At 68.6% G+C, this 15,078-nt stretch carries 14 protein-coding genes; 4 read left to right on the top strand and 10 right to left on the bottom strand.

The genetic code is table 11. The features are described 5' to 3' along the window. Nucleotides 1-50: 50 nt before the first annotated feature. From RBS12_RS17525 to RBS12_RS17495, 7 genes are all read right to left on the bottom strand, one after another. Nucleotides 51-773 (bottom strand): gamma-glutamyl-gamma-aminobutyrate hydrolase family protein, encoded by a 723-nt coding sequence (locus RBS12_RS17525; RefSeq protein ID WP_307967433.1) that lies wholly within the window; start codon nt 771-773, stop codon nt 51-53. Continuing rightward, a complete protein-coding gene (locus tag RBS12_RS17520; RefSeq protein WP_307967432.1) occupies nt 766-1,545 on the bottom strand; it encodes a 3-oxoacyl-ACP reductase in 780 nt (259 codons plus the stop codon). The genes RBS12_RS17525 and RBS12_RS17520 overlap by 8 nt, the downstream gene beginning before the upstream one ends. 47 nt (nt 1,546-1,592) lie before the next feature. Continuing rightward, nucleotides 1,593-2,984 (bottom strand): aldehyde dehydrogenase family protein, encoded by a 1,392-nt coding sequence (locus RBS12_RS17515; RefSeq protein ID WP_307967431.1) that lies wholly within the window; start codon nt 2,982-2,984, stop codon nt 1,593-1,595. 1 nt (nt 2,985) lies between these two features. Continuing rightward, on the bottom strand, nt 2,986-4,326 hold the full coding sequence (locus RBS12_RS17510) for a glutamine synthetase family protein (RefSeq protein WP_307967430.1): 1,341 nt from the start codon (nt 4,324-4,326) through the stop codon (nt 2,986-2,988). Between the two features lie 76 nt (nt 4,327-4,402). Next, complete coding sequence (locus RBS12_RS17505; RefSeq protein ID WP_307967429.1) at nt 4,403-5,131, bottom strand: FCD domain-containing protein; 729 nt, start codon at nt 5,129-5,131, stop codon at nt 4,403-4,405. A 9-nt stretch (nt 5,132-5,140) separates the two neighbouring features. Then, nucleotides 5,141-6,685, bottom strand: coding sequence for an amino acid permease (locus tag RBS12_RS17500; RefSeq protein ID WP_307967427.1), 1,545 nt, complete (start codon nt 6,683-6,685; stop codon nt 5,141-5,143). Nucleotides 6,686-6,886: 201 nt separating this feature from the next. Continuing rightward, nucleotides 6,887-7,837 carry a LysR family transcriptional regulator gene (locus tag RBS12_RS17495; protein ID WP_307967426.1) on the bottom strand — a complete coding sequence of 317 codons (951 nt, stop codon included), beginning with the start codon at nt 7,835-7,837 and terminating at the stop codon, nt 6,887-6,889. 112 nt (nt 7,838-7,949) lie between these two features. On the opposite strand from RBS12_RS17495, the gene RBS12_RS17490 reads away from it, so the two are divergent. Beyond that, nucleotides 7,950-8,750, top strand: coding sequence for an alpha/beta fold hydrolase (locus RBS12_RS17490; RefSeq protein WP_307967425.1), 801 nt, complete (start codon nt 7,950-7,952; stop codon nt 8,748-8,750). A gap of 14 nt (nt 8,751-8,764) precedes the next feature. Here the strand turns inward: RBS12_RS17490 and RBS12_RS17485 are convergent, their stop codons facing one another. Continuing rightward, a complete protein-coding gene (locus RBS12_RS17485) occupies nt 8,765-9,523 on the bottom strand; it encodes an SDR family oxidoreductase (RefSeq protein ID WP_307967424.1) in 759 nt (252 codons plus the stop codon). Next, a complete protein-coding gene (locus tag RBS12_RS17480; RefSeq protein ID WP_307967423.1) occupies nt 9,520-10,455 on the bottom strand; it encodes a fumarylacetoacetate hydrolase family protein in 936 nt (311 codons plus the stop codon). Before RBS12_RS17480 ends, RBS12_RS17485 begins: the two co-directional genes overlap by 4 nt. 123 nt (nt 10,456-10,578) lie before the next feature. Between RBS12_RS17480 and RBS12_RS17475 the strand changes: the two genes are divergently transcribed. After that, nucleotides 10,579-11,421 (top strand): amidohydrolase family protein, encoded by an 843-nt coding sequence (locus RBS12_RS17475; protein WP_307967422.1) that lies wholly within the window; start codon nt 10,579-10,581, stop codon nt 11,419-11,421. Here the strand turns inward: RBS12_RS17475 and RBS12_RS17470 are convergent. Continuing rightward, on the bottom strand, nt 11,403-12,131 hold the full coding sequence (locus RBS12_RS17470) for an FCD domain-containing protein (protein ID WP_307967421.1): 729 nt from the start codon (nt 12,129-12,131) through the stop codon (nt 11,403-11,405). The two genes, RBS12_RS17475 and RBS12_RS17470, sit on opposite strands and share 19 nt — an antisense overlap. A gap of 340 nt (nt 12,132-12,471) precedes the next feature. Between RBS12_RS17470 and RBS12_RS17465 the strand changes: the two genes are divergently transcribed. Both RBS12_RS17465 and RBS12_RS17460 read left to right on the top strand, forming a co-directional pair. Then, complete coding sequence (locus RBS12_RS17465) at nt 12,472-13,830, top strand: L-fuconate dehydratase (RefSeq protein ID WP_307967420.1); 1,359 nt, start codon at nt 12,472-12,474, stop codon at nt 13,828-13,830. 5 nt (nt 13,831-13,835) lie between these two features. Then, nucleotides 13,836-15,077, top strand: coding sequence for a sugar ABC transporter substrate-binding protein (locus RBS12_RS17460; RefSeq protein ID WP_307967419.1), 1,242 nt, complete (start codon nt 13,836-13,838; stop codon nt 15,075-15,077). Nucleotide 15,078 lies beyond the last annotated feature (1 nt).

The following is a 15,078-nucleotide window of genomic DNA, read 5'->3' as shown; positions in this document are numbered from 1 at the left end:
CGCGACACGCCGTCGTCCGCCGCGGCCAGCGTGTCACCGAGCTCGCGTGCCTACGCCCGCCGCTCCGCGTACTCCCGCGCGGCCGCGACGAGCCCCTTGAACAGACCCGGATCGTCCGCAGTCTCGGGGTGCCACTGGACGCCGACAGCAAAACGCGAGCCGAGCGCCTCCATCGCCTGGAGCACGCCGTCGCCGTCGCGCGCCGTCGCGACGTACGCGGGGTGCGTCGCGACGGCCTGGTGGTGGTGGCAGGGCGCGAGCACGGCCCCTCCGATGAGCTCGGAGATGCGGTGCCCGGGCCCCACCGAGACGGGCACGGCGGAATACTCGCTGTCGCCCCCCGCGTGCCGCGCATGGCCGACGACGTCGGGCAGGTGCTGCACGAGCGTCCCCCCGGCCGCGACAGCCATGAGCTGCATGCCCCGGCAGATGCCGAGCACGGGGAGTTCCCGCGCGTCGGCCGCCGCGAGGAGCCACAGCTCCGAGGCGTCGCGCTCGTCGTACCAGCCGGCAATGCTCTCGTGCGGCGCCTGGCCGTAGCGGGCCGGGTTGATGTCCGCGCCTCCCGCGAGGAGCAGCCCGTCGAGGCGGTCGACGGCGGCCGCCGCGGCGTCCGCCGTCGCGAACGCCGGCAGGAGCACGGGGATGCCGCCCGCGCGCTCGACGGAGCGTGCGTAGTCGGACGGCAGGAGGTCGGCCTCGACCCGCCGCCAGGTCGACCAATCGGCCGGCTGGCGGTAGGTCGTGAGGCCGATGACGGGAGTGTCACTCAAAGTCGGACTCCAGCGGCGTGACGTACGCGTTCGAGAGCCCGCCGTCCACGAGGAAGTCCGTCGCCGTGATGAAGCTCGACTCGTCGCTCCCGAGGAAGGCGACGGCGTTCGCGATCTCCTCGGGCTCGGCGAAGCGACCCATCGGGACGTGGACGAGGCGCCGCGCGGCGCGCTCGGGGTCCTTCGCGAACAGTTCCTGGAGCAGCGGCGTGTTGACCGGGCCGGGGCAGAGCGAGTTGACCCGGATGCCCTTGCGCGCGAACTGCACTCCCAGCTCGCGCGTCATCGCGAGCACGCCGCCCTTCGAGGCGGTGTAGGAGATCTGCGACGTCGCGGCGCCCATGATGGCCACGAAGGAGGCCGTGTTGATGATCGAGCCGCTCCCCTGCTCGAGCATGTACGGCAGCACCGCCTTGCAGCACAGGTACACGCTCGTGAGGTTGACGTTCTGGACGCGATCCCAGGCGTCGATGCCGGTCTTGAGGATCGAGTCGTCGTCCGCGGGCGATATCCCCGCGTTGTTGAACGCGATGTCGATGCGCCCGTAGGTCTCCTTCGCGTGCGCGAACATCGCCGCGACGTCGTCCGCGTCCGTCACGTCGGCCCGCACGAACGAGCCGTCGACCTCGTCGGCGATCTCCTTGCCGCGCACCTCGTCGAGGTCCGCGATGACGACCTTCGCGCCCTCAGCCGCGAATTTCCGCACGGTCGCGAGGCCGATCCCGCTGCAGCCGCCCGTGATGACGCCAACCTTGCCGTCGAGCTTTCCCATGTTTCTGATGCCTTTCGTGTAGGTGCGTTGTGCGGTATTCGTAAAAGTCAGCTGTCCGTGGAGATGAAGACGTTCTTCACCTCGGAGAAGGAGTTGGGGGCGTCCGGGCCGAGCTCGCGCCCGAGGCCCGACTGCTTGAACCCGCCGAAGGGGGTCCAATACCGCACCGAGGAGTGCGAGTTCACCGAGAGGTTGCCGGATTCGACGCCGCGCGCCACGCGCAGCGCGCGCCCGACGTCCCGCGTGAAGATCGAGCCCGAGAGCCCGTACTCGGTGTCGTTGGCCTTCGCGATTGCGTCGGCTTCGTCCGTGAACGGCAGGACGGCGACGACGGGCCCGAACAGCTCGTGCCGCCACACCGGGTCCTCGACGCCCCGGGGGAGGACGACGCGCGGGGCGAGCCAGAAGCCCGAACGCGTCACGGTTTGTCCCGTCATGGCGACGTCGGCCCCGTCGAGGTACGCGGCGACCGAGTCGCGCTGGCGGGCGGAGATCAAGGGCCCCATCTCGGCGTCTGGCTGCGACGGGTCAGCGACCCGGAAGCCCTCGACCGCCGGCTGGAGGAGTTCGAGGAAGCGCTCGTACACGGTGTGCTCGACGAGGATCCGCGAACGCGCGCAGCAGTCCTGGCCTGCGTTGTCGAAGGCCCCGCCGGGCGCGCTCGCGGCGGCCTTCTCGAGGTCGGCGTCGGCGAACACGATGTTGGCGCTCTTGCCGCCGAGCTCGAGCGTGACCCGTTTGACCTGGTCCGCGCAGCCGCGCATGATCCCCTTGCCCACGGACGTCGAGCCCGTGAAGCACACCTTCCGCACGTGGGGATGCGTCACAAAGCGCTCCCCCACAATGCTGCCCTTGCCCGGGATGACCGTGAACACGCCCTCAGGGAGCCCCGCCTCGAGCGCGAGTTCGCCGAGCCGCATCGCGGTGAGCGGCGTGAGCTCCGCGGGCTTGAGCACCACGGTGTTGCCGGCCGCGAGCGCGGGAGCGAAGCCCCAGCCCGCGATCGGCATGGGGAAGTTCCACGGCACGATGACCCCGACGACGCCGAGCGGCTCGTGGAACGTCACGTCGAGCCCGCCCGCCACGGGAATCTGCCGTCCGAAGTGCCGCTCGGGCGAGGCCGAGTAGTACGTGAGGACGTCGCGGACGTTCCCGGCCTCCCAGCGGGCGTTGCCGATCGTGTGCCCCGCGTTGGCGACCTCGAGCCACGCGAGTTCCTCGAGGTGGGAGTCGACGACGGCGGCGAAGTTCCGCAGGAGCCGCGCCCGGTCCGCGGGGGCGACGGCGCGCCACGCGGGGAAGGCGCGGTGCGCGCGCTCGATTGCGGCGTCGGTCTCGGCGAGGTCGGCGAGGGGCACGACGGCGACAGGTTCCGCCGTCGCCGGGTTCAGGACGGTGACGTCGCCGCCCGCGCCGAAGGGGGACGTGGGGATGCGCATGTCAGAGCCTCTCGAATCCGCGGCGGAGTTCCCAGTCGGTGATGGCCGCATCGAAGGCCGCAAGCTCGATGTCGGCGTAGTTGAGGTAGTGCTTGACGACGTCTTCGCCGAACACCTCGGCCGCGATCGCCGACCGGGCGAAGGCCTCGCGTGCCTCGCGCAGATTGGTCGGGACGGTCGGGGCGCCGGAGTCGTACGCGCTCCCGAGCGTCTGCGGCTCGAGCGGGAGCTCGTGCTCGATGCCGTAGAGGCCGCCCGCGAGCATCGCGGCGAGCGAGAGGTACGGGTTCACGTCGCCGCCGGGCAGGCGGTTCTCGAGGCGCGCGCTCTGGCCGTGGCCGACGAGCCGGATCGAGCACGTGCGGTTGTCGAGGCCCCACGCGATCGCGGTGGGCGCGAACGAGCCTTTCACGAAGCGCTTGTACGAATTGATGTTCGGCGCGTAGAAGAGCGTGAAATCGCGCATGGTCGCAAGGATGCCCGCGATGAAGTGGTCGTAGACCGCCGTCCGGCGGCCCTGATCCCAGAACACGAGCGAATCGTCGAGTCCGCGCAGCGACATGTGGATATGGCAGGAATTGCCTTCGCGCTCATTGGGCTTCGCCATGAACGTGATGGACTTCCCGAATTGCTGCGCGATGTCCTTCGCCGCCGTCTTGTAGACGGAATGGTTGTCGCCCGTGGTGATGACGTCGTCGTACTTGAAGGCGATCTCATGCTGGCCGAGGTTGCATTCGCCCTTGGCCGATTCGACGTTGAGGCCCGCCCCATACATGACGTTTCGGATTTCGCGCAGGAGCGGCTCGACACGGGCCGAGCCGAGGATCGAATAGTCCACGTTGTACTGGTTCGCGGGGTTGAGGCTGCGGTAGCCGCTCGCCCACGCGTCCTCGTAGCTCGTGTCGTAGACCACGAACTCGAGCTCGGTGCCCGCGAGGGCCTTCCAGCCGTGGGAGGCGGCCCGCTCGACCTGGGCCCGGAGGATCTGGCGCGGCGAGACGCGGACAGGACCGCCGCCCTCGAGCGCGAGGTCGCATTGGATCATCGCGCTGCCCGGGCGGTGCGGGAGGCGCCGGATCGTGCCGAGGTCGAGCTCGAAGACCATGTCCCCATAGCCCTTGTCCCACGACGAGATCTCGTACCCGTCGACGGTATTCATCTCGACGTCGACCGCGAGAAGGTAATTGCAGCCCTCCGTTCCGTGCTCGAGGACGGAGTCGAGGAAGAACTGCCCGTGCAGGAGCTTGCCCTGGAGGCGGCCCTGCATATCCGTGAAGGCGAGGATCACGGTGTCGATCTCGCCGATCTCGATCGCGGAGCGGAGCTGCTCGACGGTGAGCATGCGGTCGTTGCGAGGTGATGTTTGGCCGAGTGACATATGGCTAAGTGACGCAGCGGAAAGGTTCATGCTGGTGAACTCATTTCAATAGACCCTTGAGAAGAGCTGCGGTCGCGTCGCAATGCTCATGCATGACGAAGCGAGCGCGTTCGGCGTCGCCCTCGAGAATCGCGTGCACGATCGTGTAGTGCTGCTCATCCGAATTGGCGATATTCGCGGGGAGGAAGGGGATCTCGGCGAGGAACTGATGGACCTTGGCCTGGACGAGGCTGCAGGCCTTGGAGAGCTCGTCGGAGCCGCACACCGAGGCGATCGCTAGGTGCAGCCGCGCGTCAGCCTGCCGGTAGTCGGCGGGAGTGCTCGCCTTGCCGAGGTCCGCGAGGCATTCCGCGAGGAGCGCGCGCTGAGCGGGTCCGAGGACGGTCTTGGCGGCCCGGTAGGCCGCGCCCGGCTCGATGACGGAGCGGAACACCACGATGTCCTCTATCTCGGCCTGGCGATGGGGCGATGGATGCGCCTCCCCGGGCCACTCGCCCGCGAGCGGCTCGACGATCGTCCCGCCGCCGCGCCCGCGCGTCGTCGAGACGAACCCGGCGGCGCGCAGGGCGCTGATGGCTTCCCGAAGCGTCGCGCGGGAGACGTTCAGCCGCTCGGCGAGCTCGCGCTCGTTCGGCAGCTTCGACCCCGGCCGGAAGATCCCGAGCTGAATGGCCGAGCCGAGCTGCTCGACGCAGGATTCGAAGGCCATGTGGCCCCGGACGGGGTGGAGCATGGCGTCGACGAGAGGCGAATCCATCGTGCTGGTCATGGCGTCAGGCTATTCCTCGAGGAGCTTTTCGGCCTGAATGGTCAGGTGGGAGGCCTCTTCCGCCGTCATGAAGTGCTTCCGGCCCTTCGCGAACCAGAGCACCGTGGCGAGCAGGGCGACGACGACGACGGCGATCGGCGCGTAGTTGAACGTGTCGACCGTGATCGGCGTAACGGGCGGAAGGACGAACAGCACGACGATGAACACGACCCAGACGACGGCGATCCAGCCGACGAGCGGGCTCCATTTCCCGAGGTGCCACGGCCCGGGCTTGAAGTTCGTGTCGAGGCGGCGCAGCAAGACGGGTGTCACATAGGCGATGTAGAGGCCGATGACGGCGATCGAGGTCACCGCGAGGTAGGCCGTGTAGTTGAACAGTGCCGGTGCCGCGAGGACGATCGAGACCACGACGCACAGCCAGATCGAGTTGGTCGGCGTGCCCGTGCGCGGGTTGACCTGCGCCCAGAGGCGCGAGCCCGGGATCGCGTTGTCGCGAGAGAACGCGTAGCTCATGCGCGAGTTCGCGGTCACCGAAGCCATGCCGCAGAAGAACTGGGCGCCGCACACGATGAAGAGCAGGAACTTCGCGACGGTCGGGTTGTTGAGCGCGTCGAGGAAGACCTGCGCCGGCGGGAGCCCGGTCGACGTCCCGGCGAGGGTCGTGAGCCCGTCGTCGCTCCCGTCCTGGATGGCCGCCGTGATCGAGTAGAGAAGAATCCAGCCGCCGATGATCGAGATGACAACGCTCATCACGATGCCGCGGGGGGCCGCGATCGAGGCGTTCTTCGTCTCCTCGGCAACGTGGGCGGAGGCGTCATATCCCGTGTAGGTGTACTGGGCCATGAGGAGGCCCACGAAGAACACGTACGGGGCAAAGGACCAGCCGGTCTGGTTGTGCCAGGCCGTGAACGTCCAGGCCGCGGACTGGTGGGCGGTCGGCATGATCCACAGCGCGCCCACGATGATCGCGACGCCGACGATGTGCCACCACGCCGAGACGTTCGAGAGGAGGCTGACGATCTTGACGCCGAATGCGTTGAGCAGGCCGTGCACGACGATGAGGACGACGAACAGGACGAACGTGCTGACCGGATTGGGCTCGACGCCCCACGTGAGATTCGCGAACGCCATCATGGTGACGGCGGCGCCGTAGTCGATCGCGGCGGTCACCGCGACCTCGCCGAGGAAGTTGAACCAGCCGACGAACCAAGCCCACTGGCGCTTGTTCCGCTTGGCGAGGCGCCCGGCCCAGAAGTAGAGGCCGCCCGCCGTCGGATACTTCGAGCACACTTCGGCCATCGCGAACGCGACGCAGAGCACGAAGGCGCCGGCGAGCGGCCAGCCGAGGTTGATGGCGGCCGGGCCGCCTGAGGTCAGGGCGATGGAATATGACGTGAAGCAGCCCGCGAGGATCGAGATGATCGAGAAGGAGACTGCGAAGTTCGAGAACCCGGACATGCCGCGCCGGAGTTCCTGCTTGTAGCCGAGCTCGGCGAGGACGGCCGCGTCGTCGTCCACGGGCGCGTCGGGGATCTTGGTGGTTTCTTCACTCATGGATGTACTGCCTGTCTTGGGGAGGAGCAGAACGTGATGAGCGATTGTTGCCTGCGTCACATCAGAAAGTCAATGGCCTGACTTTAGACATTTACCCATTACAGGATTGGAAGACTCGCACCCCGGCGAGGGCGAGGTCCCTGTGGAACATTGCAGGTCGTGGGCCCGGTCCGACCGGCGTCCGCTCCAGCTCCACCTCAGCTAGCCAGCCCGATCGGGCAGCCGTGGGGACCACAGCGGTGCCGCTCGTTCTGGCGTGAGCCATGTCAGCAGACCGGCTTGCTCCTCGGCGATCTCGATGAACTTGGCAATGTTCCGGTTGGGGGACTCCGTCCGCCAGACCAGAGACCACGGGTAGACCGGCTGGATCTCTATTGGTCGATAGAGCGGGAGCCCCAATGCCTCATATCTGAGAGCGTAGGACTCGAATTCGAGGAGATATCCCACGCTGGCCGGCCGCAGCACGCGGACCCGGCATTGGTCGAAGGTGCCAGGATTGCCGAGCCACCTGAACGCGACGCCGATTTGCTCCTCGAGCGCGGACAGGTACTCGCCGTGGGCGTTGAAGAGCGCGGACCCTGGGGGGTCGCCGAAAACGTCGATGGGCCTCTCGTGAAGGGACGCCGTTTCCCCCGGCGCGTCGTCGGCCCGCCCGATGAGCCAGAACGGTTCCAACCGCAGGAGCCGGTGGCGCCAGCCGCTGGGATGCTCGGCGCGCATCGCCGGGGTGAGTCGGATGATGGCCACGTCGAGAAGCCCCGCCATGAGCGCGGCGAACTGACGGCGGCTGTCCATCGAGCTCTCGATGACCGGAACATCTGGATATCGGGTGGCGAACGCGTCCGCAACGCGTCTGCTCGTGTCCAGATCGAAGATGTGGGCCATCCTCAGCCCGGGCTCCCCCGGATGGGTCATGCGCGCCGCGTGGGCGAGGAGCGTTCTCGCCTCGCGGAGGAACCGGTCGCCTTCGGGGGTGAGCGTCACGTGGCGGCTGTCCCGGGCCAGAAGGCGGAATCCCAGATCTGACTCGAGTCGGCGCAGCTGCTTGGAAAGAGCCGGCTGGCTGATGTGCAGCCCTGCCGCGGCCCTGCCGAAGTGGAGCTCGTCGGCGATCGCGACGAAATACCGGACTAGACGCAGGTCGAGATCCATCGCACCTCCTCCACGAAGGCTCCCGCAACCTGTCAATCGATGCAAGATCGGATATCGATCCGCTGCGAACGTGTCTTGGACACCAGCTCCCCCGCAGGTGTGTGCTCTTGTCATGGCTGATTCACCGAGACCCGTCGTCTTCATCCACGGCCTGTGGCTCCACGCAAGCAGTTGGCAGCGGTGGGTCGACCGCTTCCAGGCAGCCGGGTATGCACCGGTCGCTCCGGGGTGGCCGAACGAGCCGTCCAGCGTCGATGCCGCTCGCGCCACTCCGGACGACGTCGCAGACGTCGGAATCGACGAGGCCTCAGACCACTTCGCCGAGATTGCCCAGCAGCTCGGACCGGACACGGTTCTGGTCGGCCACTCCTTCGGTGGACTCATCGCCGAAAAGCTGCTCGGGGAGGGCGTGGGCGCCGGCGCCGTCGCGATCGACCCCGCGCAGATCAAGGGCGTCCTGCCGCTCCCATTGGCGCAACTGCGCGCGGGCCTTCCTGCGCTCGGCAACCCCGCCAATCTGCACCGCGCGGTGTCCCTCACGTCATCGGAGTTCCGATTCGGCTTCGGCAATGCCCTCGAACCGGATGAATCCGACGCCCTGTACGAGCAGTGGACGATTCCCTCGCCAGCGCGACCGCTTTTCCAAGCGGCCGCGGCGAACTTCGTCATGCACTCGCCCGCAGCCGTCGACACGAAGAGATCCCCTCGCGGGCCACTTCTGCTCATGTCCGGAACAGCCGATCACACCGTTCCCGACGTCGTCACCCGCTCAACCCTGAAGCAATACCGCGACTCGATGGCCGTGACAGAGCTGAAGCAGTTCGAAGGCCGCGGGCATTCACTGACCATTGACCACGGGTGGACCGACGTCGCCGACGCCGTGCTCGACTGGCTCGCGGCGAAGGGCCTCTGACAAGTTCCTCGCTCTCAGCTGCCCGGCGGGCGCAGCCGCAGCCCCTGCATGCCGCCGTCGACCGCGAGCGAGGCCCCCGTCGTCGAACCCGACAGCGGGCTCGCAAGGTAGGCGACCGCCGCGGCGACCTCCTCCGGGCTCACGAGCCGGCCGTGCGGCTGCCGCCCGCTGAGCGCACGGCGCTCGGCGGCCGGGTCCGGGGCGGAATCCAGCAGCCGGGCGACCCATGGCGTGTCCACGGTTCCCGGGTTGACGCAGTTGACGCGGATCCCCTCCCGGACGTGGTCCGCCGCCATCGCGAGGGTGAGCGAGAGGACGGCCCCCTTGGAGGCCGAGTAGAGCGCGCGATTCGGCAGCCCGGCCGTGGCCGCGATCGAGCACGTGTTGACGATCGAGGCCGACGCCGACTCCCGGAGATACGGAAGGGCAGCCCGGGAGACGCGCACGATCCCGAGCACGTTGATGTCGAGGACGCGGTGCCATTCCGCGTCCGGGTTGGCTTCGATGGTCCCCTGCGCGCCGATGCCGGCATTGTTGACGACGACGTCGATCCCGCCGAGGCGCTCGGCGGCGGCCCGCACCGCGCCGGCGACGGAGCCGGCGTCGGACACGTCGCATCGGAAGGCCACCGTGCCGGGCGCCGCGCCGTCCGGGTTGAGATCGAGGACGGCGACGTCGGCTCCGGACTCGTGGAGCCGACGGACCACAGCGTCGCCGATGCCGGACGCACCGCCGGTGACGAGAGCCTTGAGGCCGTCGAACTCGCGCGTCATGCGCTCGCTCCTTCCCGGACGGAGCCTTCAGGCACTGCGCGTTCGCGCGCTGCACCTTCGCGGCCCGAGCCGGCCCGGTAGAACTCTTGGCGTTGGCGCCCGAGGCCCTCGATCTCGATCTCGACGACGTCGCCCTCGGCGAGGTACGGGAAACGGCCCGAGAGCCCCACGCCCGCGGGCGTGCCGGTCAGGATCACGTCCCCGGGCTCGAGCAGCATGTACTGGCTGCAGTGGTGGACGAGCGTGACGGGATCGAAGATCAGGTCCGCGGTGGACGAGTCCTGGCGGGGTTCTCCGTTGACCCAGCTGCGGAGCCTGAGCGCGCTCGCATCGACGCAATCCGCGGGAACGAGCCACGGGCCGAGTGGCGTCGAGGCCGGGAGGGACTTGCCCTTCGTCCACTGCCCCGCGGCCCCCGGGAGCTGGTACTCGCGCTCCGAGAGGTCGTTCGCGGCCACGTAGCCCGCGATGCACTCCCGCGCCTCGTCGAGGGATTCGAGATAGCTCGCGCGGCGGCCGATGACGATGCCGAGCTCGACCTCCCAGTCGTACTGCGAGCTGCGGGGCGGGATGGGAGCCCGATCGTTCGGACCGGCCACGGTGTTCGAGGGCTTGAGGAAGACCACGGGCACCGACGGCGGCTCGGCGCCGGATTCCGCCGCGTGGAGCGCGTAGTTCATGCCGATGCACACGAGCGCGGAGGGCCGGGCGATCGGCGCGCCCACCCTGAGCTCGGCGAAGCCCTCGAACTCCTCGAGCTCACCAGCGGCGAGGGCGGCCCTCGTGCGAGCAATGCCCTGGCCCGCGAGGAACTCGCCGTCGATGTCCGGGGTGAGCGAATCCAAGAGGTAGCAGCGTTCGACGCCGTCAGCCCCGGCCGCGAGGACGGCGGGCTCCTCGGCTCCTGGGGCGCCGAGCCTGGTGAACTTCATGAGGGATCCTGTCATCCGAGGTTTGGGGTGATTGTTCCCCAGTATTGGGCCTCAATGGCGAATTGACAAGCAATACATCCGATGTCTAGGGTCGAAAGCGGACCTGCAGCGATCGGAGTACGCATGGGTCGCATCGACGCGCACCTGCACCTATGGGACCTCTCCCGGGGCGGCTACAGCTGGCTCGGCCCTCAGCACGGCCCCCTCTTCCGCAGTTTCGCCGCGGACGAAGCGCGCGCCGAGCTCGACGCCGCGGGCGTGACCGCGGCCGTCCTCGTCCAAGCGGACGACACGCTCGACGACACGGACGCGATGCTCGCCGTCGCCCGCGCCAGCCCGTGGGTCGCCGGCGTCGTCGGCTGGGCTCCCCTCGACTCCCCCGAGGCCGCGGTCGACGCCATCGACCGCCTCGGCGCCGACCCGCTCGTGTGCGGGCTCCGGCACCTCGTCCACGACGATCCGCGCGACGACTTCCTCGCGCTCCCCGCCGTGCGAGCCTCCCTGCGGAGGGCCGCCCGCGCGGGCCTGGCCTTCGACGTCCCCGACGCGTGGCCGCGGCACCTCCGCGCCGCCGTCGACCTCGCCGGAGCGCTGCCCGACCTCACTGCGGTCCTCGACCACCTCGGCAAGCCTCCCCTCTCCGGCTCCGCCGAGGACGTGGCCGAGTGGACCCGCTGCGTGCAGGCTCTCGGAGCGCTGCCGAACACCGCGGCGAAGATCTCCGGCCTCCGGATCGGAGGCGTGCCGTACACGCCGGACGGCCTGCGCCGCGCGTGGGACACGGCTCTCGAGGCGTTCGGCCCCGAGCGGCTCATGCTCGGGAGCGACTGGCCCGTGAGCACGCTCGGGGGCCCGTACCGCGAAACCCTCGGCGTCCTCGATGCCCTCGTCTCCGAGCTCTCGCCGGACGAGCAGGCATGGCTCCGCGAGCGCTCCGCCGCCGCGGCCTACCGGCTCGGGCGCTGACCCGGCGCGGAGAAATCCACGTCCCCGGTGGGCGATTCCTCCATGGCCCGCCTCAGCCACGCCTCGACGCCGCTCACGTGCACGGTCACGAGCGCCCGGACGAGCTCGGTGTCCCGCTGCTCAAGGGCGCGGGCGATCGCGTCGTGCTCAGCCAGGGTCCTCGCGACGGCCTGCTCTTCCGTGAGGCCACGCCAGATCCGCGCGCGCAGGGTCTGCGACGAGAGCGCCTCGAGGAGGCTCGAGAGGTAGCTGTTGCCGGCCTGGGCGGCGATGATCCGATGGAACTCGGCGTCGTGCTCGACGAGCTCTTCGACGCTCGTCTCCTCGGTGATCCCGGCCATCGAGGCCCGCAGAGCGGCGAATCCGTCCGGCCCCATCCGATGGGCCGCCTGGGCCGCGGCCGCCGGCTCGAGCATGCGGCGCACCTCAAGCAGTTCGACGACGCCGCGCGCCTGATGGAGCTCGACGATGAAGCCGAGGGCCTCATTGAGCAGCTTCGGCTCGAGCGTGGTCACATAGGTGCCGTCCCCGCGCCGCACGTCGAGCACGCGGATGAGTTCGAGCGCCTTGACGGCCTCCCGCAGCGAGCTGCGGGAGAGGCCCAAACGGTCCGCGAGATCCTTCTCCGGGGGGAGCCGGTCCCCCGGCCGGAGCTCGCCGGCGAGGAGCATCTCCTTGATCTTGTCGATCGCGTCATCGGTCAATGCCAAGGCTGGCTCCCAGAGTGTCGGGCATGAAAGTGTCCACATCCTAATACATCGGATGAATCTGGGGAGGCGCGGAGCGTCGCCTTGTCGTCGGGCGCGCCGGCCCAGAGCGGACGACGGCGGCGCGCACCTGGGCGTGCTGCGCCGTCGTCCGTCGGAAGGAGCAGACAAGCCACCGTGACATCCGAGCTTTGGGCGGGCAATCGCCGGAAAATCCCCCCAAAGACCCCGTTGACAAGCTAAACATCCGATGTATATCGTCGGTGCAGACTTCACGTCACGATCCCGCCGCCGCTTCGCTGATGCAGGACGCGGCCTGCGGAGGCGACCCGCAAGGAGCACCATGAGCACCATCACCGCGCTCGATACGTTCGACATCCGATTCCCGACCTCGCTCGAGCTCGACGGCTCGGATGCCATGAATCCTGATCCCGACTATTCGGCCGCGTATCTCATCGTCCGCACCGACGCCCTGGACGGCCACGAAGGCCACGGCTTCGTCTTCACGATCGGTCGGGGCAACGAGGTTGAGGCCGCGGCGATCGAGGCCTTGCGCGACCGGATCGTCGGCCGGGACGCCGAAGAGCTCCTCGACGATATGGGTGCCACGTGGAAGATGCTCGTGCACGATTCCCAGCTCCGCTGGCTCGGGCCCGAGAAGGGAGTCGTGCACATGGCGGTCGGCGCCGTCATCAACGCGCTGTGGGACCTCAAGGCCAAGCGCGCGGGGCTCCCCCTATGGGACCTGCTCTCCCGCATGAGCCCTGAAGAGATCGTCTCGCTCGTCGACTTCCGCTATCTGACCGACGCCCTCACCCCAGACCAGGCACTCGGGATCCTGCGCCGCGCCGAACCCGGCCGCGCCTCCCGGCGTGCCCGGCTCGTCGCCGACGGCTACCCCGCCTACACGACGACCCCCGGCTGGCTCGGGTACAGCGACGAGAAGCTCGCCTTGCTCGCGAAGGAGGCCGTGGCCGACGGCTACACGCAGATCAAGCTCAAGGTCGGGGCCTCGCTCGAGGACGACATCCGCCGTGTGCGGCTCGCCCGCGAGACCGTAGGCCCGGACATCCGAATCGCCGTCGATGCAAATCAGCGCTGGGACGTCGAGCAGGCGATCACGTGGGTGCGCCAGCTCGCGCGGTTCGACATCGCGTGGATCGAGGAGCCCACGAGCCCGGACGACATCTTGGGCCACGCCGAGATCGCGAAGCGGCTCGCACCGATCCCCGTCGCCACGGGCGAGCACGTGCAAAACCGCATTGTGTTCAAGCAGCTTCTGCAGGCCGGGGCGATCGACGTCCTCCAGCTCGACGCCACGCGGGTGGCCGGAATCAACGAGAACATCGCGATCCTGCTCCTGGCCGCACAGTTCGGCGTCCGTGTCTGCCCGCATGCGGGCGGCGTGGGCCTGTGCGAGGCGGTCCAGCACCTCTCGATGTTCGACTTCGTCGCGGTCTCCGGCGCCATCGAGGGCCGCATGATCGAGTTCGTCGACCACCTCCACGAGCACTTCGTGATCCCCGTCGACGTGCACGACGGCCGCTACTGGCCGCCGTCGGCCCCCGGCGCGGGCAGCGAGATCCTCGGCCAGACGCTCGTGGACTACAGCTTCCCAGACGGTCCCGTCTGGGCCTCTGCCCCGTCAGCCTCACATCACAGCACTAACAGCAACCCATCCCCAACCGAAAGCACAAGGTGAAAGTCATGCGCAAAGAAGCGTTGGTAGCAGGTGCCCTGGCCCTCGGCCTGATCGGGCTGTCCGGCTGCGGCGGAAGCTCGTCACCCACGACGGCGGACGGCAAGACCGCGATGACGTGGGCCATGTGGGTCGGCGGCACGGAGGACCAGAACGGCTGGCAGAAGGTTGCCGACGAAGTGAGCGCCAAGCTCGGCGACGTCAAGATCACCCTTCAGGGATCGACGTTCCAGGACTACTTCACGAAGATGAGCACCCAGCTCAGCTCCAACACCGCGCCCTGCCTCGTCGCTGTGCAAAGCTTGAGGACGGCGCAGCTCAAGGACGGCATGCTGCCCCTCGACGACCTCGTGAAGAAGGACGGGATGGACCTGGGGGCCTTCGACCAGTCGATGATCAAGGGCCTCAGCGCGGACGGCAAGCTGTATGCGCTGCCCTACGACGTCGGCCCCCTCATGATGTTCTACAACAAGGACAAGTTCGCGGCGGCGGGCGTCGCCGAGCCCACGGCGGGCTGGACGGCGGACGATTTCGTCGCGGCTGCGAAGAAGATCACCGCCTCGAGCGGGAAGCCCGCCTTCGCGACGTCGATCGGCGACCTCAACATCGAGTCGCAGGTCCTCGCGTACAACGGCGGCCGCGTGACCCAGGAAGACGCGAGCATCGACGCCTCGAACTCCGCCTTCGCCACCGGCCTCCAGTGGGTCGCGGACCTCATCGGCAAGGAGAAGGTCGCGCCGCAGCTGCCGGGCAGCGACGGCTCCTTCGCGAGCAACCAGTTCCTCTCGGGCAACACGGCCATGTCCATCGACGGTCCGTGGTCGCTCATCGACACCAAATCCAAGGCCAAGTTCAAGGTCGGCGTCACGACGCTCCCGGCAGGGCCGGGCGGCGGAAAGACGTTCAGCGCCGGCTCGGGCTGGGGCATCTCGAAGCAGTGCCCCACGCCGGACAAGGCCTTCGCAGCCCTCAAGGAGATGACCGGGGACAAGGTCCTGAGTGAACTCGGGGCGGCCGGACGCGCCCTCCCGGCCCGCACCGCGGACCAGAAGGTGTGGATCGACAACGCCGGCATTCCCGGGGTCCAGGAAGCACTCAAGGCTGCCGAGACGACGGCGGTGCCGATGCCGTCCAACACGAACAGCGACCAGCTCGGCACGCTCTTCAGCCAGTACCTCCCGAAGGCGCTCAACGGGCAGCAGAGCGCGGCCAGCGTCATGAAGGACATCGCGGCGCAGCTTCCGCACTGAG

Source organism: Sinomonas sp. ASV322 (assembly GCF_030908245.1).
Lineage (GTDB): Bacteria > Actinomycetota > Actinomycetes > Actinomycetales > Micrococcaceae > Sinomonas.
This window is presented reverse-complemented; position numbering and strand designations above follow the sequence as displayed.